24 protein-coding genes, 1 pseudogene and 2 riboswitches are annotated in these 24,495 nt (G+C 39.0%); of the genes and pseudogenes, 22 read left to right on the top strand and 3 right to left on the bottom strand.

Translation table 11 applies throughout. From position 1 onward, the window contains the following. Positions 1-57 precede the first annotated feature (57 nt). Both KHM83_RS10190 and KHM83_RS10195 read left to right on the top strand, forming a co-directional pair. Positions 58-948, top strand: a complete 891-nt coding sequence (locus KHM83_RS10190; RefSeq protein ID WP_213236913.1) for a fructose bisphosphate aldolase — start codon at positions 58-60, stop codon at positions 946-948. A gap of 282 nt (positions 949-1,230) precedes the next feature. After that, on the top strand, positions 1,231-2,250 hold the full coding sequence (locus KHM83_RS10195; RefSeq protein WP_213236914.1) for an aldo/keto reductase: 1,020 nt from the start codon (positions 1,231-1,233) through the stop codon (positions 2,248-2,250). 114 nt (positions 2,251-2,364) lie between these two features. Here KHM83_RS10195 and KHM83_RS10200 read toward each other — a convergent pair whose 3' ends face one another. Together KHM83_RS10200 and KHM83_RS10205 are read right to left on the bottom strand one after the other, a co-directional pair. After that, a complete protein-coding gene (locus tag KHM83_RS10200) occupies positions 2,365-2,811 on the bottom strand; it encodes a DMT family transporter (protein WP_213236915.1) in 447 nt (148 codons plus the stop codon). Positions 2,812-2,838: 27 nt separating this feature from the next. Next, positions 2,839-3,249 (bottom strand): DMT family transporter, encoded by a 411-nt coding sequence (locus KHM83_RS10205; RefSeq protein ID WP_213236916.1) that lies wholly within the window; start codon positions 3,247-3,249, stop codon positions 2,839-2,841. A gap of 276 nt (positions 3,250-3,525) precedes the next feature. On the opposite strand from KHM83_RS10205, the gene KHM83_RS10210 reads away from it, so the two are divergent. Together KHM83_RS10210 and KHM83_RS10215 are read left to right on the top strand one after the other, a co-directional pair. After that, the gene (locus KHM83_RS10210) at positions 3,526-4,221 is read left to right on the top strand and encodes a cyclic nucleotide-binding domain-containing protein (RefSeq protein WP_213236917.1); all 696 of its coding nucleotides are present in this window, start codon (positions 3,526-3,528) and stop codon (positions 4,219-4,221) included. A gap of 331 nt (positions 4,222-4,552) precedes the next feature. Further along, complete coding sequence (locus tag KHM83_RS10215; RefSeq protein ID WP_213236918.1) at positions 4,553-5,575, top strand: HD domain-containing phosphohydrolase; 1,023 nt, start codon at positions 4,553-4,555, stop codon at positions 5,573-5,575. A gap of 173 nt (positions 5,576-5,748) precedes the next feature. Here the strand turns inward: KHM83_RS10215 and KHM83_RS10220 are convergent, their stop codons facing one another. Beyond that, positions 5,749-7,104 carry a GerMN domain-containing protein gene (locus tag KHM83_RS10220; RefSeq protein ID WP_213236919.1) on the bottom strand — a complete coding sequence of 452 codons (1,356 nt, stop codon included), beginning with the start codon at positions 7,102-7,104 and terminating at the stop codon, positions 5,749-5,751. 310 nt (positions 7,105-7,414) lie between these two features. Between KHM83_RS10220 and rlmD the strand changes: the two genes are divergently transcribed. The 18 genes and pseudogenes from rlmD (at position 7,415) to KHM83_RS10310 (ending at position 24,489) form a co-directional block, all read left to right on the top strand. After that, complete coding sequence (rlmD, locus tag KHM83_RS10225) at positions 7,415-9,043, top strand: 23S rRNA (uracil(1939)-C(5))-methyltransferase RlmD (RefSeq protein WP_213236920.1); 1,629 nt, start codon at positions 7,415-7,417, stop codon at positions 9,041-9,043. A 189-nt stretch (positions 9,044-9,232) separates the two neighbouring features. Continuing rightward, on the top strand, positions 9,233-9,496 hold the full coding sequence (locus KHM83_RS10230) for a (2Fe-2S)-binding protein (protein ID WP_213236921.1): 264 nt from the start codon (positions 9,233-9,235) through the stop codon (positions 9,494-9,496). 140 nt (positions 9,497-9,636) lie between these two features. Then, positions 9,637-9,804 (top strand): hypothetical protein, encoded by a 168-nt coding sequence (locus KHM83_RS10235; protein WP_213236922.1) that lies wholly within the window; start codon positions 9,637-9,639, stop codon positions 9,802-9,804. A gap of 496 nt (positions 9,805-10,300) precedes the next feature. Beyond that, the gene (locus KHM83_RS10240) at positions 10,301-10,687 is read left to right on the top strand and encodes an ArsR/SmtB family transcription factor (RefSeq protein WP_425513872.1); all 387 of its coding nucleotides are present in this window, start codon (positions 10,301-10,303) and stop codon (positions 10,685-10,687) included. Continuing rightward, positions 10,680-13,079, top strand: a complete 2,400-nt coding sequence (locus KHM83_RS10245; protein ID WP_213236923.1) for a heavy metal translocating P-type ATPase — start codon at positions 10,680-10,682, stop codon at positions 13,077-13,079. Before KHM83_RS10240 ends, KHM83_RS10245 begins: the two co-directional genes overlap by 8 nt. A gap of 27 nt (positions 13,080-13,106) precedes the next feature. Then, positions 13,107-13,688: a methyltransferase family protein gene (locus KHM83_RS10250; protein WP_213236924.1), complete on the top strand. Its 582-nt coding sequence runs from the start codon at positions 13,107-13,109 to the stop codon at positions 13,686-13,688. A gap of 166 nt (positions 13,689-13,854) precedes the next feature. After that, positions 13,855-13,935: riboswitch (cyclic di-GMP riboswitch) on the top strand. A gap of 59 nt (positions 13,936-13,994) precedes the next feature. Then, positions 13,995-14,074, top strand: a riboswitch (cyclic di-GMP riboswitch). 12 nt (positions 14,075-14,086) lie between these two features. Then, the gene (locus tag KHM83_RS10255; protein ID WP_213236925.1) at positions 14,087-14,878 is read left to right on the top strand and encodes a transglutaminase-like domain-containing protein; all 792 of its coding nucleotides are present in this window, start codon (positions 14,087-14,089) and stop codon (positions 14,876-14,878) included. A gap of 500 nt (positions 14,879-15,378) precedes the next feature. Continuing rightward, positions 15,379-19,444: pseudogene (locus tag KHM83_RS10260) on the top strand (S-layer homology domain-containing protein). Between the two features lie 46 nt (positions 19,445-19,490). Continuing rightward, positions 19,491-20,180 (top strand): hypothetical protein, encoded by a 690-nt coding sequence (locus KHM83_RS10265; protein ID WP_213236926.1) that lies wholly within the window; start codon positions 19,491-19,493, stop codon positions 20,178-20,180. Positions 20,181-20,349: 169 nt separating this feature from the next. Continuing rightward, positions 20,350-20,637, top strand: coding sequence for a DUF4314 domain-containing protein (locus KHM83_RS10270; protein ID WP_213236927.1), 288 nt, complete (start codon positions 20,350-20,352; stop codon positions 20,635-20,637). A gap of 190 nt (positions 20,638-20,827) precedes the next feature. Further along, positions 20,828-21,184 (top strand): hypothetical protein, encoded by a 357-nt coding sequence (locus KHM83_RS10275; RefSeq protein WP_213236928.1) that lies wholly within the window; start codon positions 20,828-20,830, stop codon positions 21,182-21,184. Between the two features lie 15 nt (positions 21,185-21,199). Then, positions 21,200-22,048: a DNA adenine methylase gene (locus tag KHM83_RS10280; protein WP_213236929.1), complete on the top strand. Its 849-nt coding sequence runs from the start codon at positions 21,200-21,202 to the stop codon at positions 22,046-22,048. After that, complete coding sequence (locus tag KHM83_RS10285; RefSeq protein ID WP_213236930.1) at positions 22,045-22,542, top strand: hypothetical protein; 498 nt, start codon at positions 22,045-22,047, stop codon at positions 22,540-22,542. Before KHM83_RS10280 ends, KHM83_RS10285 begins: the two co-directional genes overlap by 4 nt. 62 nt (positions 22,543-22,604) lie before the next feature. Then, entirely contained in the window at positions 22,605-23,162 is a 558-nt protein-coding gene (locus tag KHM83_RS10290) for a YodL domain-containing protein (RefSeq protein WP_213236931.1), read from the top strand. 28 nt (positions 23,163-23,190) lie between these two features. Continuing rightward, positions 23,191-23,427, top strand: coding sequence for a DUF6133 family protein (locus KHM83_RS10295; protein ID WP_213236932.1), 237 nt, complete (start codon positions 23,191-23,193; stop codon positions 23,425-23,427). Between the two features lie 16 nt (positions 23,428-23,443). Beyond that, positions 23,444-23,758: a SpoVG family protein gene (locus KHM83_RS10300; RefSeq protein ID WP_213236933.1), complete on the top strand. Its 315-nt coding sequence runs from the start codon at positions 23,444-23,446 to the stop codon at positions 23,756-23,758. An 88-nt stretch (positions 23,759-23,846) separates the two neighbouring features. Then, positions 23,847-24,077, top strand: a complete 231-nt coding sequence (locus tag KHM83_RS10305) for a DUF6133 family protein (RefSeq protein WP_213236934.1) — start codon at positions 23,847-23,849, stop codon at positions 24,075-24,077. After that, a complete protein-coding gene (locus tag KHM83_RS10310) occupies positions 24,037-24,489 on the top strand; it encodes a prepilin peptidase (RefSeq protein WP_213236935.1) in 453 nt (150 codons plus the stop codon). The genes KHM83_RS10305 and KHM83_RS10310 overlap by 41 nt, the downstream gene beginning before the upstream one ends. Positions 24,490-24,495: the final 6 nt, after the last annotated feature.

The following is a 24,495-nucleotide window of genomic DNA, read 5'->3' on the forward strand; positions in this document are numbered from 1 at the left end:
TAGTCAATCATCTTTAGGCAGAGGATGTTACATTATATTTAACGATGGAGGTAGTTCATGAACAGCTTACAACTCGAGAGAATGAAAAATGATAAAGGTTTTATTGCAGCACTTGATCAGAGCGGCGGCAGTACGCCAAAAGCATTGGCCAACTACGGTATTCAAAAGGATTCGTATAAGGATGAAGCAGAGATGTTCCAATTGGTACATGATATGCGTAAACGTATTATGCAAAGTCCGGCATTTACAAAAGAACGTATTTTGGCTGCGATCTTATTTGAAAAGACCATGGATATGAAAGTTGATGGCAAGTATAGTGCCGATTATCTTTGGGAAACGAAAGGGATCGTCCCCATTTTAAAAGTCGACAAGGGATTGGCTGAACTTGCAAATGGCGTACAGCTTATGAAACCGATGCCGCAATTAAATGAACTGTTAAAGCGGGCAAAAGAGCGCAACATCTTTGGCACAAAAATGCGTTCCGTTATAAAAGAAGTGAATGAAGCGGGAATCAAGGCGGTTGCTGCGCAGCAGTTCGAGATCGCTAAAATAATTTGCGAGGCTGGATTCGTGCCAATAATTGAACCGGAAGTCGACATTCACACAAAGAATAAAGCAGGTGCAGAAGCCATTTTAAAGCAGGCGCTGCTTGATGAACTGAAAAATTTGGATTCACAATATAAAGTCATGTTCAAGCTCACAATCCCAGAAGAACCCAATTTCTATGAAGCATTAATGGATTCGCCAAGCACCATAAGGTGCGTCGCATTGTCAGGTGGTTATTCGCGTGAAATGGCAAATGAAAAACTGTCGAAAAATCACCAGCTTATTGCCAGCTTTTCAAGAGCGCTGACAGAGGGGTTAAGCGTTGATCAGACTGATGATGCCTTTAATACGATGCTTGATCAATCTATTCAATCAATTTTTGATGCATCTGTAGCAGGCTAATCCTTATGATACTAAATAAATTCGAACGTTGCCTGCAATTGTTTTTCAAAGCTTGAGCCAATCGCAGGGAAAGATCACAAATGGGGGTTCTGCAATAAAATAGGTGCATAAGTGATGCGCTAGATGCAATGGATAAAGATAATCTTGAAAAGATGAACGGCCAGCGTGCTGTTCATCTTTTTCTATGAGCAAGTACAAAGAGCGCTTTATTTAGACGCACGAAATTATGCTATAATAAAGAGGCGAAGCGACTGTGATTTGTTCGTGAGGAGGACTAAAGGAATGATAAATAATGAACTTGGCAATACGGGGTTAAACGTATCGCGGATAGGTTTCGGCGGGATCCCTATTCAGCGATTGGCGCAAAGTGAAGTCAATAAAATCATGAAGCATTTAACGGAACAGGGCATTAATTTTATTGATACCGCGCGTGCTTATACTGTTAGCGAAAGCTACATTGGCGAAGCGTTGAAAGATGGTTTAAGAGAGAAATTCATATTGGCGACAAAAACACAGGCGAGAACATATGATGCTATGAAAGCGGATATTGAAACGTCTTTAAAAAATCTGCAAACGGATTATATTGATTTATATCAGCTTCATTTGCTAAAAACAAGGGAAGATTATGATTTAGTGATGAGTGAAAATGGTGCTTATCGAGCGTTGAAAGAAGCGAAAGCAGCCGGTAAAATTGGACACATTGGTGTAACGGCGCATAATGCAGTTTTTTTGGAAAGCCTTTTAGATGAGATGCCTTTTGAAACGATACAATTCCCATACAACCTCGTTGAGCGACAGGCGGAAATGCTGTTTGAACGCGCGAAGGCGAAAGGGATCGGCGTGATCGTGATGAAACCGCTTGCAGGCGGCGCGTTGGACAATGCGGACTTAAGCATACGTTTTATCCTTGAAAATAAAAATGTCGATATTGCAATCCCGGGTATGGATAGTATTGAACAGGTTACCCAAAATGCAGCAATTGGCGCCGGCAATCTTCCACTCTCAGAGAGCGAGTGTTTGCAGGCGGATCAAATTGCGCTTGAACTGGGTACACAATTTTGCAGGCGCTGTGGTTATTGTCTACCGTGTGCTGCGGGGATTGATATTCCGATGCAGTTTTTACTCGAGGGTTATTTAACACGTTATGACTTAAATGATTATGCGACGACGCGCTATGTCAATCAGCCAGTTGATGCGTCAGCTTGTATCAAATGCGGGCTTTGTGAGCCAAGATGTCCTTATCATCTGCCGATCAGAGAGATGTTGACCCGCGTGACCAAAGCATTTGCAGCTGTCTTGTAAAGAAAGAAACAGGTGAGAATCAAAAGTTTTTTAAAGCAGTTTTTTAAAATTAAAAGCGTTGTCATAACAATCGTTCGTCATTAAAATGACGCCGACAGTGTGACAACGCTTTTTTCAGGATGCGCATCCCGTATCTTTTCGATGCTGCAAGAGGAGGCCTGCAGCAATGAGACATAAACCGAAAATTCGCTTGACATCAAATATGCCTGCTGTGTAATAGTCGAGAACCATGCCCATGCTCATTTGACCAAGGAAGGGCAGCAGAACAATATGGAAAGCTTTTATTTTCGGTGCAATATGATTGAGCAAAAACAAGACCGCACAGCCTAGTGCACCGCCAATCAAGCCGTTTGTAAGGGTCAAAGGCGATTGAATGGCGAGGGCAGTGCCGTTGCCGCTCAGCAAACTCACTAAAAGATAAGTGATGCCTGCCGTTAAAGTTGCAAATAAATAATTATAAAAGGATGCGCCGAGATTACCTATTTTTTGGGCGTTGTTCCCATTGGCAATGGGTGTGACCACAATGAGAACGCCCATGAGAAAGGCGAGCAACAGATACATATTACCTCCATATGGATAAAATCGTGATCAGGCTGTTAAAAAGAGTCCTAAACCTGCTGCGATTAGGATAAACCCAATGCCTTGATCTCTCGTGACAGGTTGTTTTGCTTTTCCCAGCAATCCAAACTGATCAATAATCATGGATGCTGTTACTTGTCCAAAGAGGCTGAGACCAACCATCAACGCGATTCCAAGCGGTCCGATAACGGTATTGCTAAGCAAGACGGTTAAAGCAGACATGATACCGGGTATAATAAATTGCAGTGGTATGCGCTTGATTGGCAGTGAATGCGACTTAAACCAAAGGACGATACTAAAAAAGAGCAGTCCAAAGCCTTGGAAAAATAAGTTGGCAAAGGCTGCACCGGTTTCAGCAGAGATTTGTCCGTTGAAATAGACCATTAGCGCCAAAAGGGCGCCTGTAAATAGTGCTAACATAAAGCCTCCATAACAATCATTTCTAATCTTATTGTAAAGTAAGATTGCCATTAACAAATAGGACATATGTCATGTTTTTGGAAATTGTGTTATCATTTTTTATATAAATTAAGTTGGATTTGTGGAGGCTTGTATGCCGTTTACGCTAATACAGACAGCTGTAGAAAGGAGCGCTATGATAACACGATGTAAGAAAAATCGGATCATCATGCTGATATGCATTGTAATATGATTCAGGCGGATTGAGAGAGCGATTAATAGTGAGGAGGCGTAACCATGAAAATAATTGAATCCGGGAAGGCATCGCCTTTGATTAATAAAATGATTTTGGAAAACAATTTATCCGATATACTGACTGATTCGTTGTTGGAGCGTATAGAATTGTGTCTTTATGAAAGCGGCGAAAACATTATTCGCGAAGGTGAGGCAATGCAGCATTACTTTTTCTTTATTACAGGTCGGCTTAAGATTTTCCAAACATACGAGAATGGCAAATCACTGTTGATTCAATTTTATACGGCGATGGATTCACTTGGAGAAGTTGAGCTTATTGAGGAATGTGATGCCTTTTGTTCAGTAAGTTGTATCATGGATTCTATGCTGCTGCGTCTGCCGATGTATGAGATGAAAGCAATTTTATATCAGCATTTGCCCTTTTTAACCTATGTTTCGAAGTCATTGAGCAGAAAGCTTACATCTGCAAACCACAATCAGGCATTTAACTTGCTGTATCCAGTAAAGTACCGATTAGCCAGCTATTTGCTTTGGCATTGTCCCGATAAGAAAGAAGTGCGCTACGCTGAGAGCTTTCAAGAAATCTCTGAATTTATTGGGACGAGCTATCGTCAATTTAATCGAGCACTCAATATGCTGATTGATGAGGGTTTTATTGAAAAGAAGGGCAAGAGGATTTGCATTATTTCCTATGAGGCACTCGCTAAGCTGTCAGGGCATATTTACATTGGTGCATAAAGAATGGATGCACATCGCGAATCACATCACGAATACACATCAGAAGATTTCTCAAGTGAAAGCGAGTGGGGGCGGTCTGTAATGCCGGGCGCAGCATGGAGGAGGGGGGAATACAAAATATTTATACGAATAAACCATTGACCGATATTAATATTTTTCAGCGGGTATGTATAGAATGATACTATAAAAAAATGAGGCAATTGTATGATTAAATTTTAATCCTTTCACGGCAATATGTATTATTTTCGCAAGCTGAAAATTCAACTGATTTTCGTGAAGAATCAACGAATGGCAATGATGCAATTTCCTTATATAAGTGGGAATGGGGCCTATGGACAATAAGCGTATAATAATTGTAGATGATGATCCGATGATGCTCAAATCGCTGGCGAGACTACTCAAAAAAGCGCATTATAGTGTGGAAGCTTTTGTTGATCCTCGCGAGGCTGAAAATGCTGTGTCTCAATATTATTATGACATAATGATTACGGATTACAGTATGCCGTATTTAACAGGGATAGAGCTGATACGACGCTTTAAGCGGCGTCATGAAAACAGTGAGGCGATCCTCGTAACGGGGCTCACTGAATTCGGACTCGCAGTCAGTGCTGTCAACGAAGGGAATGTTTTTAAATTTATTACAAAACCATTTGAAGCCAATCGTTTGATTAATTATGTGGAAGATGCATATCAGCAAGTAGAGAAAAATAGCATATACAGGCATTTTAAAGACTGGTCTTTTGAGACGTTGGGCAATAATGATTATGATGATGTCGTTGTTGCACTTCAAAGAAATGCGATTGATGGTCTTATGAATCTCATGAAAGCAAAAGATGAGGAGCTGTATGAGCATTCGCAACGCATTGGCAAACTCTGTCTCTTATTTGCCAATGAAATTGGCTACCCGATAAATGATGTTGATAATTTATACCATGCTGCTTTACTTCACGATATCGGTAAACTGGCGATTAAAGATCAAATATTAGATAAACAAAGCGGTCTCAATGCGCTTGAATTTAATGAAATAAAACGACATCCAAGCGTTGGTGCGGATCTTGTTAAGAAACTGGGGGTCAATCATGTAATTCAAGATTATATTCGTCAGCATCACGAGCGCATTGACGGTAAAGGCTATCCCCTGGGATTGTCGGGGGATGAGATCGCACAAGCAGCCAAAATTATTGCAGTGGCAGATGCTTATGATGCGCTGAGTTCAAAACGTGCTTATAAAGCAGCCTTAGATTTTAAAGAAGTTCAACGCATATTGATTGAGATGAGCGTGGGGACGTTTGATCGAGTTCTCGTAGATGCTTTTCTAGAAATGTTGACGCGGAAACATTTAAGAATTGTTTAAAGGAATGGGACATGATGAAAGCCAATAAATGCAGTAACCATGCGTTACGCTTTATTGGCTTTTTGATAGAAATAAAAGTGCTCTTCTAAGTGCTCTTCCGGATTATTCAGCATACGATAATGACATCCTTTAATGACGGCATAAGAAGAGATTATAGTGCCATTGCATTCTGATTAAGAAATGCTGGGATCCATATTGATGTAGAGCGGTTGTGTGAACGGCTTTGAGATATCAACGCCATAAAAATCGTCGATGATTTCATGGTTGACAATTATTTGTACACTGTCAATATTTTCATAACTGCAATAGGAATAAACGATACTGTCAATCATTCGCTGTGCCGCATTTGATGCGATTTCATCGGAAAGAGTGTCAAGACAGCTTTCGAAATTATCACTAAAATCCAAAGTGATGGTGCCGTTTTCGTTTAGATCGGTTCCGAGCAATGAGACTTGCGCAGGTATCGATGGTGATAAACCATCAATTGCCTCTTGATCCCGAAGCGCCAAGGCGCCTTTTAGAATACGAAGCATTCTTTCGTAGGTAGAATCGTCAGCGCTTTCAAAAGCATCAATTGATATCGGCATCATCATGCTGTAATCACTGTTCAAACTGTAATTGAGATAGGCCATATTCGCTTTTGTTGGTTCATAATGTGCTTTCAGATCGACATTGCCAAATGCTTCATCATCCTTATTGTCAATATAGAATTTCACGGATGAGATAAATGACAGTGATGTCATTGAGTTGACAATAGATTCTGTCACCTGCTCAAAACGATCTTCGTAACCGACTTGTTCAGGCGAATAAATGTAAACTGAAGCGACGCCATTGCTGATATAAATACGAGAAGCATACGGAATCGTCGGTCCGGGTAATAGTCCCAGTGTTTCTGTTGGTCCAGCGTGCAGTGCTTTAAAAAGCGTTCTGGATCTGTTTTCCGGATAGGCGACGCGTGTCGAGATCGGAACGAGATGTTTATAATCATCAGTTGGACAATACAGTGTCATGGACAGTCTGCCGTTTTGCTCTGTATCCGATGTAGTGAGATACGTTTTGTCGAAGTTTAGTACGGAGAAATTCGCCATAGCTTTGACAGTTTCACTGTTTGATGCATCAATCTGATAATACCCCGGCGAAAGTGCATTTGAAATTTCACTGAGGTTAATGACAATTGAAGTTATTAACGGATCATCAGTGGCACTGATGGTATAATTAAGTTCTGAAAGTTTCAAAACCGCAGGAGACTTTAATGGCGAATTAATCGTAACTTGTAGGGTATTTAAAAATGAATCGGTCGGCTGCGCAATATCTGAAGCTAAAATGGCAAGTGTCATGCGTTGTGGGTTGACCGGATCTATCTCAATTGAATCTTCTAGCGTAAATTGAACGGGTTTTTCTGTAATCGTCGGTGTTTCAATAACGGGCTGGAAAGGATTGATGTCTAGGATTTCCATATTCATGGGCATTCCGGACAGAAAGAAAAAGAGCATGATAATAAAGATTAGATTTGTGAAAAACTTTAACATGCATTGCCTCCTGCAATCATTTGCCAAGTTCAGAAAACTTCTATAAAATAAACGTCAAGCGTGTGATACAATCATATTGTGACCTATTTGAAAGTGTTAACAAAAGATGATTAAAATCATTGTAAATGGCTTTATAACGCCATTCATTTCAACATAACGTAGGTGAACCATAGAATGATGTATAAAAAGTTATCATAAAATCACTATACTCTATTCTATAATAATATAATCACACATTGATTGCAAATGAGAAACGGCAATAAACGAACAATTGCCATGAAAAATCCATTTTGAAATAGAGGAAATTCATATGAAGTCAAAATCATCCAAAAAACGTTCGAAAAAAGAACTCAAATCATCGGAGGCAAAAGTACTTGACGATAAAATCCTTTACCCGATTACGATAGAAGACATTACCGAGGAGGGTGAGGGCATTGGCCATATTGACGGCATGACAGTCTTTGTTCACAATGCACTGCCGGGAGACCATTTATTGACAAAATTGATAAAAGTGAAGAAGCGTTATGCCATTGGCATTATTCATCAAATGCTGGAACGATCGGAAAACCGCATTACCGCGCCATGTCCCTATGCCAGACAGTGCGGCGGCTGTCAGTTGCAGGAATACGATTATGCGGCACAGCTCGCTTTTAAGGAAAACCATTTAATTGAAACGTTAAAACGCATTGGCGGTATTGAAACGTATCAGTACGATGGCTTTATTGGCATGGCGTCGCCGGAACATTATCGCAACAAAGGTATTTATCAAATGGCGCTTGTTAAAAGCAGCGGTGCCGTTGGCTTTTACAGAAAGCGCAGCCACGATATCGTTGACGTCAAACAATGCATGCTTCAAACGCAGTCAACCAATGATCTTATCTACCTGCTCAGAGGTTGGATTGAACGCAGCGGCATTGCCATTTACAATGAAAAGACCGCGGAAGGTATTTTAAGGCGCGTGATGGTGCGCGATACGCAAAAAGGCGACGCCATGATGGTGGTTTTTGTCGTGACAAAGCGTGATAAAACTGTCGATCGCCTTTTGGCTGCTGTGAAAGCAGAACTGCCGCCGACGCTAAAATCCGTTTATTTGAATTACAATGCTGATTTAGGGAATACCGCACTTTCCTATGATTATGAACACGTATACGGTGATCCTGAAATTATAGATACCATCGGGACGGCGTCTTTTAAGATTTCGCCGCAGTCGTTTTTCCAGATAAACCGCGTCCAAACAGAGCGGCTCTACGACGTCGTCGTGCGCTATGCGAGTGACATTTTTGGGGAAAAGCAGGCCATAGAAGTGGCGCAGAATTTTGAACAAATGCAGCCTGCAGCGAAGCAGCCTTGTGATGAAACCATCGTGAATACAGTGAATACTGGCGCTGAAACATGTGATGCTGCAGCAGGGGACATTGAAAACGCTAAAAACATTGAAGACGGGGATAACGGGGATAACGCATTAGAAGGCTTAACGGTGCTTGATCTCTACTGCGGCATCGGCTCCATTGGCATTTATCTGGCGAAGCATAATCCTAGAATAGCCCGGATTATTGGTGTGGAGGTGGTATCGAATGCCATTGAGGATGCACGTGTCAACGCGGCCTTTAATGGTCTTGAAAATACCGAATACCACGTTGGCAAAGCGGAGGCAGTGATGCCAATGCTCAAAGAGCGTGGCATCACCACTGATCTCGTCATCCTCGACCCACCGCGAAAGGGTTGTGATGAAGCACTCCTTTCGACGCTCGTGGCAATGGCTGTTCAAAACATTATCTATGTGTCCTGCAAGCCATCCACTTTGGCGCGCGATCTTAAATACCTTACAGAAAATGGTTTCATCGTCCAAAAGGTCACAGGTGTGGACATGTTTCCGTGGACAGGGCACGTGGAAGCGATAATTCTGATGACGCGTAGTGGTTCAGGTGAGAAAAAGTAGATGTTGACCACAACATATAGTGGTTTTGGTCTAAAATTTGGGCAAAAAACAGACGAAAAAATGACGTTTTTTGACCCCGGAAAAAGGGCTAAAATATAGATGACATAGCGGATTTTATGAGTTGAGAGTATAATAAGAGCTTAGAAGCATATGAAATAAGAAATTAAAAAGTTTGAAGGAGGACAATGGATGAGTGAAGAAAAATGTTGCTCTTGTTGCAGTACTGATAGTAAGGATCCTGTAATTGGTGAATATGTTTGCTATTGCAACCATGTAACTGAACAAGATATTATAGAAGCAATTGAAAATGGAGCATTAACTGTAAAAGACGTGATTGATAAGACTGGCGCTATGAAGAACAGCAATTGCGCAGTCAATAATCCAAAAGGGGTATGTTGTTATTCTGATATAGTTTATGTTTTCAATAAACATATGGAAAATACAAAATTATAGATTGTAATGAGTGAAATTTATTGAACTTAAATAATCAATAAATGATAATTTGAAAGGCGAGGCAGAGTTTTTAGATCAACTAAAATGATCTATAGACTCTGCCTTTTTTATGTCCAAAAACAGAAAGTGAGGAAAAAGAGATGGCTAAATTTCTTATGTATGATTCTGGATTACAGGAACTAGAGCAGTTGATGATGCTAGTTCCAAATTTTGTACCAAGAGGAAGCGGTATGGTTGTAGTCCGCGGATTTGTAAAGGAAGATACACATCAAGTATTAAAGTCACTGCCTAACTTATTAACCAAGTAAGCGTTAAATCAGATACTGGATATCTTGATTAATGTTGGAATTGTTAAGCAAACATAAACGATGGGAGTTCTGAACAAGTAATATTAATCCAGCTAAAATTTAATTAATTGAATAATCAATGGCTTAAGCGTATAGTATGGCAATTAAACCGTACATTTTTTTTACTATAACCCAATGGGTCACTTGAAAAACTGCAATATGCAGTGAATCAAGCGGCCTTTTATGCCCAAAATCAGAAAGCTGAAAATGGTCACGTTGAATTAAAAACAATGACTCAGTTCTTCAGTAACTTGAGTACCTAACAGCTCTTCTTATTCCCAATTTTTACCAAAACGAAGTAGTGAGCTTGTTATGTAAAGTATATAAATATAGAAAGGTAAAATGATATATGAGTGTGCATTCATATATGTTGACATTTTTAATATAAATGGTAAAATGAAATTATAATATATGAACGTTTGAACATATAATCATACGAACAAGAGGTGGCATAGTGATCAAAGATTTCGAAGCAGAGCGATGTGACTGTAATGTGCTTCATGAAGATGTGGTGAAGAAGGTAAAATTGAAGATGCCTCAGTACACAGATATGAATGATTTAGCAGAATTATTTAAGATCTTTGGGGATACAACCAGAATTAACATTTTATCTGCATTATTTGAAGAAGAAATGTGCGTATGTGATATCGCATATTTATTAAACATGACTCAGTCTGCGATATCTCATCAATTAAGAGTCTTAAAACAAGCAAGAATAGTGAAGAATAGGAAAGATGGTAAAGTAGTCTTCTACTCTTTAGATGATGAGCATGTAAAGAGAATAATTGATCAAGGCTTAATTCATGTTAATGAAAACAATAAAGGGAGGGCTTTAAATGAGTAGCACAATCAAGAAAGAACTGATACTGGAAGGCTTAGATTGCGCAAATTGCGCAACTAAGATTGAGGATAGAGTGAGTAAACTAGAACATGTTACTTTATCTTCAATGAACTTTGCAACCAAAACACTGACGATTGAAGTTTTGCAGACTGGTGATATCGATCAAGTGATGAATGATACCACTGCCATTGTTGCAAAACTGGAGCCAGATGTAGTTGTTAAAGAGAAAGTTATTACTAAAGCAGAAAAAAAGATTTTGATGCTTATGGGTTTAGGATGTGCAAATTGTGCCTCTAAGATTGAAAAAGAAGTAAAAAATATCGATGGGGTTGTGAATGCAACAGTGGATTTTGTTTCAAAAAAACTCATTATAGAAGTAAGACATAAACGAGAACTACCAAGAATTGTTGAAGAAGCAACAAAAATAGCCGTAAGAATTGAGTCAGGAATTAAAGTGGTTGATATGGAAGTGCACAAGAAAAAAGAAGTCAGTGAAGACAACAGACATGAAGAAAGTGGACATGAAGAAGATGGTATCAATAAAGTAGAGATAATCCGTCTCGGCTCAGGTTTTGTTTTGTTCTTAGTAGGTCTACTGATGAATTTCTCACCAATGATTGAATTGGTAGTTTTTTTAACAAGTTATCTTTTAGTTGGTGGAAGTGTCGTTCTAAAAGCTTTGAGAAATATATCAAGAGGACAGGTTTTCGATGAAAACTTTCTGATGGGTGTAGCAACCATAGGCGCATTTGCTATTGGAGAATATCCAGAGGGTGTTGCAGTAATGCTCTTTTACCAAGTGGGAGAATTTTTCCAAAGTATGGCTGTAAATCATTCAAGAAGGTCAATAACTGCTTTAATGGATATTCGACCTGACTTTGCAAATCTCAAAATTGGTGATAATGTCGAGAAGGTTTCTCCTGAAGATGTAGCAGTTGGAGATACTATTATTGTAAAACCGGGAGAAAAGGTTCCACTAGATGGCAAAGTACTTTCTGGAACTTCTATGTTGGACACTTCAGCAATCACTGGTGAATCGGTTCCTAGAGAAGTAGAAACGGGAGATGATATTCTTTCTGGAACAATTAATAAAAACGGACTTTTGACAGTTTTAGTGACGAAAGAATTTGGAGAATCAACGGTTTCTAAAATTCTTGATTTGGTTCAAAATGCAAGCAGTAGAAAAGCGCCTACCGAGAACTTCATCACAAAATTTGCTAGATACTACACACCAGCCGTTGTTTTTATCGCTCTTGCACTGGCTATAATTCCACCACTAATGATTCCGGGAGCAACTTTTAGCGAATGGATTTATAGAGCACTTGTGTTCCTTGTAGTGTCATGTCCTTGTGCATTAGTAATATCAATTCCGTTAGGTTTCTTTGGTGGTATTGGCGGTGCATCAAAAGCAGGCATTTTGATGAAAGGGAGTAACTACCTTGAAGCCTTGAACAATGTTGATACAGTTGTTTTTGATAAAACAGGAACTTTAACTAAAGGCGTTTTTAAGGTAACAAAAATTGTGAACTTAACAAATCAATTATCCGATGAAGAACTTCTTGAATACGCAGCCTACACTGAAAGCTATTCAAATCATCCAATAGCTCAATCAATTTTGAAAGCCTATAAGAATAATGTTGATAAGAGCATGATTGAAGAGTACGATGAAATTTCTGGATATGGTATTCAAGCGAAAGTTAAAGGGAAAACCGTACTGGCTGGGAATCTCAAACTGATGAAAAAGGAGAATATATCCTTTGATGAAGGTCGTACGAAGGACGAAGTTGGTACGATTATTCATATGGTTATCGATCAAAAGTACTCAGGATTTATTGTTATTTCTGATGAGATCAAGGAAGATTCAAAGCGAGCAATTCAAGAGTTAAGAAAATTAGGCGTTAAGAAACTTGTAATGTTGACAGGTGACAATAAAGCAATTGGTGAAAAAATAGGTCAACAACTTGGATTAGATGAAGTATATTCAGAACTTTTGCCACATCAGAAGGTTGAAAAGCTTGAAATGCTGGAAGGCCGAGAGGGTAGAAAAGGTAAATTGGTGTTTGTAGGTGACGGTATAAATGATGCCCCAGTTTTAACACGGGCAGATATTGGTATAGCAATGGGTGGGATTGGTTCTGATGCTGCAATTGAAGCTGCGGATGTCGTAATCATGACGGATGAACCATCAAAAATTGCAAGTGCAATACGCATTGCAAAACGAACGAAGACCATTGTGTGGCAGAATATTATATTTGCTTTCGCAGTTAAAGGAATTGTACTGGTTCTTGGCGCTGGCGGACTAGCCACAATGTGGGAAGCTGTATTTGCAGATGTTGGTGTTGCTGTTCTAGCTGTTTTCAATGCTATGAGAGTACTTAATTCGAAAACTCAATAAACGCATTGTTGAGTTTCAGGAGGTAACATGCTAAATGTAATATCAAGTGGGTGTCTGCTTCTTTTTGGTAGTGTGTACATTGCGAAATTGTTGCTTTTAAAGTATAGGGATAAAATCCTCGCCAATTCATTAGGTGATAAGGGAAAAGAACGAAATTTGAGCAGAGTTGAAAGACTGGTTAAATGGTCTGTATATACTTGGATTGCAATTTGGATTTTGAATATTTTCGGAATTTCGATTTATGCACCATTGTTGATGAATATGCCACTTAGGTACATTGGTGTGGCATTGAATGCACTTGGAGCAATCTTGTTTTTCATATCCGTTATTGTTATGAACAAGTCGTGGCGAGTAGGTATTGATCACAATAGCACTGCTAAACTAGTGACAAGTGGGATTTACAAATTTTCTAGAAATCCTGCTTACGTTGCCTTTGATACTATGTTTTTAGGAACGGCAATTACTTTTGGAGATTTTGGATTGTTGTTGATAGGTATAGTTGCTGGATTTAGTTTGCACAATTTGATATTGAAAGAAGAATCGTATCTTGAAGAAAAATTTAAAGGTGATTATATAAAGTATAAAAATGATGTTGGTAGATATTTATAAAGAATAAACTTATTAAAATCCCTGAACGCTATGAATCGACAATTCAATTCAGGGATTTTAATTATTTGGTTTATAGGTTAGTAAGCATGAATTGGTTTGACAATTACGGATAATGTGCTATTATAAAATTATATTAAATAAAAGTAACAGTGAAGAGATACTCTTTTCACGATAATGGCAAACCATTGGAAACGGTGGGACGCAAAGCTATAGGGCCTTTCGAATGAATGGCAGCCTAGCCACCGAATGAGAAGATTTTCTGTTTTTTGAAAACTTCAATAAGTCCATATTGTGATGAGTAACTCTCAACGATAATAGCAAACCATTAGTAATGATGGGACGCAAAGCCATAGGGCCTTTTAAAAAGAGGCAGCCGTGCTACCGAAAGGAGAGTTATTATGAAAAAAATAATAAGCATTTTAATGGTTTTAATGATTTTAGTTGGAAGTTCAATACAATCATATGCTTCAACACAAGCGCTCCAAGCTGATACTGATAATGGATTAGTAAGAGTTCAGCTTGATGATGTAGACGGTGCTAAAATGCTGTTATTAGTTGAAAAAGATGGTGTACGATACTCTTATCCAATTACTGATACAGATATCAATCAATTTCCACTTCAATTGGGAAATGGCAACTATCTCGTTAGAATTATGCAAAATACAACCGGCAACAGTTATAAAGAGTTATCCAGAATTGATGTTACATTAGAATTAGAAAACAACAATAATGTATTTCTAGCATCTATACAAGACATAGAGTTTGATGATACTTCATTACCTATCGTCAAAGCCAAAGCATTAACAAAAGGATTAAAAAATGACATCGATAAAGTTAAAGCAATATATAATTATGTAAATCAAAATATTAAGTATGATTATACAAAAGCAAAAAATGTTAAAAGTGGTTATTTTCCAGATATCGAGTCTACTTATATCACAAATACAGGTATTTGTTATGATTACGCTTCAATTGTAGCTGCGATGCTTAGAAGTGTTGGTATTCCAACAAAATTGATAAAGGGTTATTCAATTCCAACGAAAGACATCTATCACGCATGGAATGAAGTATATGTCGATGACGAATGGAAAATAATAGATACTACAGTTGACTCTGCATATGTTCAAGCAAATTTGAGTACAAAAATGTTTAAATCATTTACTGATTACAAGGCATCTAAAATGTACTGATATAATCTTCGATTTTGATTTTTAAGAAGTCATTGTCGTGTTTATTAGTCTCTGAAAATCGTAAATGGATGAGCTATCGGAAACAAATTTGATTCAATAAATTCATATTATTACTTGTCGGGCCCCAAAAGTCAATTATGCAGATTTCTGAATTAGGGATTTGATTTTTGACAACAATGAAGATTTATGAAAGTATATTGATAGAGCTCACATTAGCAGAAAAGCGTGAATGCTTTGAATTTGATTTGAATTGAATAGTCGAATTAATATTTGAAAAGTTATGAGGCAATTGTTTAAGGTCAACTATAATGACCAATAAGCTATGCCTCTTTTTTTATTTTAAAAATCTGTGAAAAAGAGTCATTCATAAACAAGCCAATTGTTTATTTAGCTTATGTAAGAATCAAAGTTATATGAATTTAAAATGGATTTGAAGCCGGGGTCAAATAGTTGATTCCGGTTTTTTCATATCAAAAATTAAACGAAAGGATGGAAAATTTATGAGACAGAAAGAAAAACGCATTGGTATTGTTGCACTCGCCTTCTTGATTCTGCTATGTAGTGGAATCTATATTGCTTACCGACTTCATCCGGAAAGTTTTATAGGAAAGGACGAAATTATCACACGTGGCGAATACGCTGCGATTCTAGCAAATGAGATTTCGCTTGATATCTCAAATTCAGAAAAAGAACCACCAAGTTTTCACAGACATCGATGATCATTGGGCAGAGAAATACATTGAGGCTTTAGTAGATGCAGGAATCTTTGATCTAGCAGACTATCCAGATGCTTTCAAACCCGATGAGCCAATTACCCGTGCTGAAATTATCAAGCTTCTAGTGAAAATTAAAGGTTTGGAAGATGAGGCAATGAACACTCAAGGGCACAGTGGCTATAAGGATCAAGAAGTCATCAAAGATGAAGACAAAGGCTTTGTAATCATTGGTCGAGAGAATGGAATCATTGGAGATGAGGAGGATGATAAAATCAGGCCAAATGATCAGGCGACCAAAAGCGAAGCGGAGGAGATGACAGAGAGTATTAATCAAAAGCCGATTGAAGAAAAGCCTACAATACCATCACAAACGCCTGATACGACAACACCAGAACCAATTAAACCGACTGAACCTGAAACTCCCACAGACCCAACGACAAATCCAGAAGAGAACATGCCACCTATAACACCAACTCCAGACTCTAGTGGTGGAAGTTCTCACGATAAATCTGATAGAGATTCTTATCATCCTACAGCAGAGGTGAAGTTTGAATTACCCGAAGTAGTCCACACAGACAATGAAATTGAAGTGATGCCTATGTGGAAATACATGAATAGCTATACTTGGACACTGTCTAAAACTGATGTAGATGGCTCTGAAAAGTCTATTGAGATGAAAGATGCTGTTACAGGCGCACTTGGACTGGAGGGTGGCACCGTTAAGTTTATGGAGTACGGTCAATATACTTTGACAGCCACCGCTAAAAATGCCAGAGGAAAAGAAACTGTACTATCCATGCAAATCAAAGTATACCCAGTTATCAATATGAACTTTGATATGCCTGAAACAACGCACACTGATAAATCAACAACCATCACATACTCGTTAGAAAATCTATATGGAAACAACATCGAGTGGTCAGCGATAAAAGATGGTGAAGTAGCAAAAATAGCTGACATCTTTGACGGTGAACTTGGAAATGAAGGTGGAACCTTTGTTTTCAGGAACAAGGGGGAATATACCCTAACTGCATGGATTAAGGACGCTACTGGCCGTATATTTTCACATACGGAATCCACAAAAGTTTATCCTGTTGCGGGAATTTCATTTAACCTTCCATCCGTGTCTCATACGGATAAGGAACTTAATCTTTCAACGGTCCTAATTGAAGCAAATAACATGAACGTTGATTGGATCCTACTGAAGAATGGCGAGGCAGTTGAACTTTCAAATGAGCTCGAAGGTAAGCTAACCAATGAAGGTGGAAATATTCGTTTCAAGGATAAGGGCGTGTATATGCTCATTGGAAAATTAATCGATGAAACCAATAGAACATTTGAAGTTTCACATAGCATAACAATCTATCCCATTGGTTCTGTTGGATTTTATGCACCTGAAATTACGCATACAGATAAGACAATCCACGTAGAAACCCGATTTGAAAATCTCGGAGATGCATCAATTCAGTGGTCACTATCCAAAGATGGTGAAACAGTTGAAGTTAAAAATGCAATTCAAGGTGAACTTGCTGATGAGGGAGGCTTCATCAGCTTTGTAAATAAAGGAGAGTATGTTCTTAAAGCATCCTTCACTGATAAGGCAGAAAGAAGTTACAGTTACTCAGCTCCAGTCAAAGTGTATCCAGTCCCGAGCATCTCGTATACTTTGCCTAAAACGGCTCACACAGATACTGTAGTCCAAGTGGTTCCTGAAACCTCAGAGATGGATGGCCTTAATGTTCAGTGGTTACTTGAGAATGGTTTTGGATTCCAAGATTTTGGAACGTATGTTAATGGAACGCTTGATAATAATGGTGGTTCTATAAGTTTTAAACATGCTGGAACTTACGAATTGATTGCTCGCATTACTGATGAAACAGGTCGAGTATTCCTATTTGAAAACGGTGGTAAGATTGAGGTTCTGCCAGTGCCGAACATTTCATTTGAACTTCCGGAAACGACACATCTCGACCGTACCTTAGATCTTAGAACAAGAGGAAATAACAATGTACTTCCGGTGAATTGGTCAATCATGAAGGATGGTGAGTTAGTAAATTTATCTGACGTTATTGATGGAGCCATTAATGCCTATGGTGGACAAATTCGTTTTACTCAGACTGGAGAATATACACTTACTTCCTCAATGACAGATGCTCTGGGAAGAGTATTTTCTTATACAGCATCAACTACAGTCTATCCAGTTCCGGAGATTTCACTTTCTGTGCCAGAGACTTGGTATGTAAGTGAGATGGGGGCAATCAGTGTTACCGGTACTTATATTGATAACCTCATTACAGAATGGACTATTATAAAGGATGACGGTGGCTCTGAACCTTATTCCAATTTTGCAACTGGTGAATTAAACAAACAAGGTGGCAACCTAACATTCCCTTCAAAGGGCCAGTATGAACTAACCCTAACAATGGCAGATACTTCTGGTCGAAGTTATGTAAATAGTGGTAGGTTTACGGTTTACCCAATCCCTAGCATGAGCACTTCACTGACACCAATCAGTTACAGTGGTGATGCCATTACCGCTACAGCACTTGGTTCAGAACTTGATGGTATGGACATTGAATGGCTAATTTCTGTTGATGGTGGTGAGGAAAAGCCATATGCACAATGTGTAACAGGCTCGCTAGGTGAAAATGGAGGCAGCTTTACAGTCACTACAGATAAAACAATCTCTATTAAGCTGGTTGCTGAGGTGACAGATGTTAATGGTAGGAAATTTACTTTCACATCTAATACTGCGACAGTCAAGCCGGTAGCAAGTTTTAGTTTCTCAGCTCCACAGACTGTTCACGTTGGTGATAGCATAAACGTTTCTATGCAGTCCTTATCTGGACTTGAGGGTAGGAATCTTAATTGGTCTCTATCTCAAGATAGCAATCCAGAGAATTATTCTGGAACATTATCAAATAGTGGCGGTAGCATTGTCATAAACAAAACCGGCAACTATGTTATAAAAGCTAGTACTATTGATAGCACCGGTAGAGAATTCAGTTTTTCCAAGAGCATCGCCATAACAAACACAGCACCTAACAAGCCAATCGCTAGTGCTGTTGTAACAAGAACTGCACTGAACTCTAAGCTAAAGGTCAATATTTCAGCCACAGCAACTGATCCAGACTCAGATGCATTCACACTTGAGTATTCAGGCAGTACGGCAGACAATTATTATCCTGTAGGAACTCATACTGTAAAGGTTAGAGCAAAGGATAAATGGGGTCTATATTCAGAATGGACAAACATCACTTTTACAGTTACAAACTCTGTACCTACTACACCAGTGATTACACGTACACCAGACGGAAACAGTGTCGCTCCCGGTGTACCAATAACCATTACAGCATCGAGCAGCGATCCTGATGGTGATGCCATCACATATGTTTGGGAGGGACGACCTTCACAAACAAGCACAGCTTATCCACTGGGTAAAAATGTTGTTCGCGTCAAAGCAGTAGATTCTACTGGAGCAGAATCGCCATGGGCAGCTATCGTATTCTTTGTTGCTGATCCTAATAGTGGCGGTGGTATGACGCTAAACGGTCCTGAATCCGTTATTCTTGAACAGGGGATTGCAGGTGCGACCATTACAAACTATACCTTTACAGTGCCACCGGTTAGCGGACATAGTGGTCAAGATTATGGAAGAGTACGTGGATATAACGTTTTAGCTGGACAGTGGGATCAACTTGACTATGCAACGACTACAAATGGCATTACATTCAGTAGAACTCTGTCGCCGAGTGTTTACAGCAAATTGGAGTTTTATTACTACACCAATCACGATTGCATGTACAACAAATCAAATATCACCTATTCAGTAAGCTTCTATTTTCAATAACGATTCAGATTTAAATAACAAAACTTGAAAGAGAGGTAGATAACCAATGTCAAAATTATATATGTACGGTACAGAGCTTGGGGAGCTGGAACAATTGATGATGCTAGTGCCCAATTTTATGCCAAGGAAAAGCGGAATGATTGTTATGCATGGTATTAATAGGGGGAAAGAGGCATCGAAATGTCAGCCATGCTTGTATGAGGAGAGTAGCTCCCAAATAAGTGAAATTGGAAATGTGATTAATGAAATAAATCGATTAGGATTTGACAGCTATAAAGACATCACTTTCACTTGTTTTAAAAATCATAGGTCAATTCGACTCAATGAAAGACTTATCAATTTAGCCAGAAATTATGATGGGGAAATATTTTTAAATGAAATTCAGCGTTCGAGATTTTATTCAGTGTGCAGGTTGCAAGGTGTATCCACTAAAGATAGAAATTCGTTTTACCTTGCCACATTGTTTTTGCTTACTGCGGATGATAAGTTGTGGAGCGTTGCAAAAGATCATGTTTATTTAGACAGTTTTGAATTTAAAAAGATGCAGCTTAGTGGAATTAATACTGAAGGATATGCTCTCTATCAAACCGCCAGAACCATTTGCATGGGTAGAGAGTACATCAAACTGGATGAGATTGCAGACAAGACGTTAATCGGTGATAGGGCTTTTAAAGCGATTATCAATGCAATACTCATTTCAAAATATGGATTACTAGTGCTAAACCTAAATGACTAGAAGAGTTACTTTCTTACCGAGATGACTGTCTCAATAAAATAGAAGGTAGTTCTTTTTTATTGGCTCAAACTAGAAAGCGGGTTAGCTTATGAGATCATGAGAATTGGTCTCTGAAGACCGCTGAAGAGCTTGGAGTAACAGAATGTACAGACAATGGAGGGATAGGTATATGCATGGTTTTAAATCTCGAAACGAAGTTGAAAGAATCAAGGAGCAGTATCCTGTAGGCACTAGGATAGAACTTATCCAGATGGATGATCCATATGCACCTGTTGAGTCTGGTATACAAGGAACTGTTGAAATCGTTGACGATGCAGGCACTCTTCATATGAAATGGGATAACGGAAGAACTTTGGGCATCGTCCCCGGGGAAGATCAGTTCAAGGTAATCTCAAAACCTGCTGAGGAAACAATGGACAATGATCAAAAGCAAGGCATGGGAGGATTGAATATGTAAAGACAAGAACAAAAACTGCTACAAGCAAATTAATTGAATAATTCAAGGCATATATGTACGGAAAGTAAACCGTGCTTTTTTTTATGCCTTGAGTTCTATGAGGCCGCTTGAATGACTGCAATATGCAGTGAATCAAGCGGCCTTTTTTTATTTCAAAAAAACTATCCCACCAGAAAAAGGAGGCGAGGAGGTGGAATATGTAAATCTTAATGAGAGATTTTTAAGTCACTTAAAAAGAAATCATACAGGTGCAGGGAGTGCTGTACAAAGCAAGGGGTTGGAACTACGGTTTCAAATGAGCGGAAGGAAGATCCGTGACATAGTCAATACACTCAGATGCGAGGGACATCCCATCTGCAGTGACGATGGCGGTTATTATTATGGCGCCAATAAGCATGAGGTTCTTGGTAGCATACGTCAGCTGAATAGCCGGATTGAAAAAATTGCAGAAGCTAAAAATGGACTGGTAGATGCCCTATCCCTCTATCCGGATTCAAGTAGCAATGAACAGCTTCAAATCTGGTTTGTGTGTGTGAAGGAGGGATGATTTATTAATAGTTTTATGAGTTGGATAGGCGGAAAGAAATCCATGAGGGAACTGATTGTTTCGCTCTTTCCGCTTTATTATGAAAGGTATATTGAAGTATTCGGTGGAGGGGGTTGGGTTTTATTTCATAAGCCACCGGGCAATGATTTTGAAGTTTATAATGACTTCAATAGTTTGCTCGTAAACCTTTATCGATGTGTCAGAGATCAATATGAAGAACTTCAAAATGAGCTGAAGTATGTTTTAAATTCAAGAGAGGATTTTGATGAAGTCAAAGCTGTCCTTGATAAGGCATATGTTGAAAATGACGTCAAACGTGCAGCGTGCTTTTATCAACTAATCAGATACAGCTATGCATCAGGACTTACGAGCTTCGGCAGCCAACCCCATGACATCAGAAGCAATTTTCCTATCATTGAGCAGGCTCACCGTAGACTAGCAAAAGTAGTCATCGAAAATAAAGATTTTGAAAAGCTGATTCGGCAATATGATCGCCCTGTCAGCTTTTTTTATTTGGATCCACCTTACTTCGACACAGAAAAGTACTACAAGAATGTCGGAGAAGGTGGTTTTCAAAAGGAAGATCACATCAGACTCAGAGATACACTGCTTGGTATAGAAGGGAAGTTTCTACTTTCCTACAATGACTGCGAGTATATCAGAGAACTGTACGATGCCCCTGGCATCACGATCGAGAGTTACAACCGAATCAATAACATCAAGCAAAGATATGATAATGGCGCTCAGTTTTCAGAGATTCTCATAGCCAATTATGACATGCATGAACGTGAGCGAGACGGCTTGGGGCAAATGAATTTATTTGATATCAATAACGAATTTAATAAGGAGGAAATCAGCTTATGAAAAGACTAGAACAAGCGGTAAAAGGTTTTCTGTGCCTTCCAATTACAGAATCTGCAGAAAGAAAAATTGGTGATGTCGGAAAGTTAGAAGCAACCATCATCAAAAGTGGTGTAGTGCTTACAAAGTCAGAAATGACGGCGATGGATGTATTAGAAACCATTGATGGACTTGAAGAAATACTCAAAGAATTGTACAACGCTCTAGTTGGTGCAACAGGCATTTGTTGTGAGGATTGCGACCCAGATGAAACTGAAGATGCGGTTGCAATCAAACTGCCAGAATTTATTCTCGAAGATGCAGGCATTCCAAAAGACGCTAAGCTTTGTGCGTTCACAACTGAGGCGAGTGGCGAAGTGACCGTCATGGAGGCTGAATACAAACATGATCTCACCGATGTGCCTGAAGACATGCTTAAGTTATTAAAGGACATTGGAGTTTGCTTATCTTGCCTCAATGAGTGCCTGATGTCTGAAAGAATCATTTATGGAAAGTAGAAGTAACCTAAACCTAAAATCAATTTATGTGAGCGGACATGGGGCAATGGGAGGTGATGTAAATGAGCGGAATTGAAATGAAAAACGGACTACTTGTCTTTTATGGGAATCCTGCAGGTTATGTCAAAGAGAACGAAGCAACTGTTGACACGATGTTTCAGGGTAAAGAATTTGACGAGTGGCTTGCAGAAAAAAAGTTCATTCCCAATTGGACAGAAGGCGTTTTTGAAAGGCTTTCTAAAGGTGAAAAATTAGGGGGCTCACTTGAGGCTAGCAGTCCCCTTAAAAAAGTTCGAATTTGGCAGCTTAAACCTGAGTCAGATTTTGAACTCAGATTCAGATCTTACGATGATGTAGTGACAGCCTCTGGAGAGCCATGTAAGGATAATTACGATGTTATCTTTGATTGTGAACTTGAAACAAATGATCTTGAGTCCATCTATACAAATTTCAACTTGAACCACCCATCAGATTTTAAAGGACACTCTCTTTCAATTTCTGATGTGGTGGAGCTTTACGATGAAAACGGCAGAGAATTTCATTATGTGGACCAATTCGGATTCAAGGAAATTGAATTTATGGATCAAGAAAAAGAACAGGATATAAAAATGAGCATGTAAAAAATCTAAACTACTGGAGGAACTATCAATGAAAAGATTTATGAAAAACGTAAATAACTTTGCTGTAAGACAGGCTATCAGAGCGGATAAAGCACTTAGAAATAATAAGGGAGAAGGCTATATCGATACAGCGGTTAAAATTCTGATTGCTGTTGTACTTGGCGCACTTTTACTTGCAGGACTCTATGCATTGTTTGGTGAGGTGGTCATGCCTACACTCACACAACGCATTAGAGACATGTTTAACTATGGTGGTGCAAATTAGAGAGGAGTAATGACTCATGGGAAAAACAGCGAAAACTCAGAATAAAAGAGAATCTAGTCTTTACTATGATGTGAAGATACAAAGTATCAGACCAGAAGGAACATTAAGAGCCACTGCAACAGTCAACATCAATGATGCTTTTGCCATCAGGGGTGTAAAACTCATGGAAGGATCAAAAGGGCTCTTTGTATCCATGCCGAGTTACAAAGCAGGCAATGGGGAGTATAAGGATATCTGTTTCCCTTGTACATCTGAAGTAAGAAAAGAATTTGATAAAGCTGTGATTGGAGCGTATGAACAGGCACTGACACAAGGCCATGATCAGGAATAAAAAGAAAAAGCTTCAGAAGAAGCGACTCAGGAAAATGCACAAACGATGACATTGTAAATCAAAATAAAGAAAGGTTGGTAATTCTGATATGAAGAAATTTATAAAAAAAGTGAATGACATTACTATGACATATGCTATTAAAGCAAAGGTGGCAGTCAGTAACCATAAAGGTGAGGGCTACATCGATACAGCCGTCAAAATCTTGATTGCGGTAGTGCTCGGAGCATTACTTCTTGCAGGTCTATATGCATTATTCGGTGAGGTGGTCATGCCCACTCTTGAGCAAAGAATCAGGAACATGTTTAACTATGCAGGTTAGCAGTATCATTCAGACGGTGCTGTTTTTCTGTTTGATGGGATGTGCAGTCTATACAGATATCAAAAAAAGAGAAATCCCAGCAATCATTTGGTCGTTGGTTGCACTGATATCAATATTAGATTTTAAGACTGTTCATCTGTTTGGCATTTTAGTAGCACTACCATTATTAATTGCAGCTATGATGAGTCCAACTGGTATTGGTGGCGGGGATATTAAGCTTGTAGCTGCGGTCGGACTTGTGATTGGCTTTTGGAAAACAGTGACTGGGATGGCAATTGGACTGAGTCTAGTGATCATTTTTCACGGAGTTGTAAAACTGTTTTACAGAATCTCGAACAAGGAGCATGGGCGCATGGCCTATCCGTTAGCGCCCTTTCTCGCTCTTGGTTATCTGTGTATCTATTTTTTATGAAGGAGA

Origin of the sequence: Fusibacter paucivorans, assembly GCF_018390735.1 — a bacterium.
GTDB classification, from domain to species: domain Bacteria; phylum Bacillota; class Clostridia; order Peptostreptococcales; family Acidaminobacteraceae; genus Fusibacter; species Fusibacter paucivorans.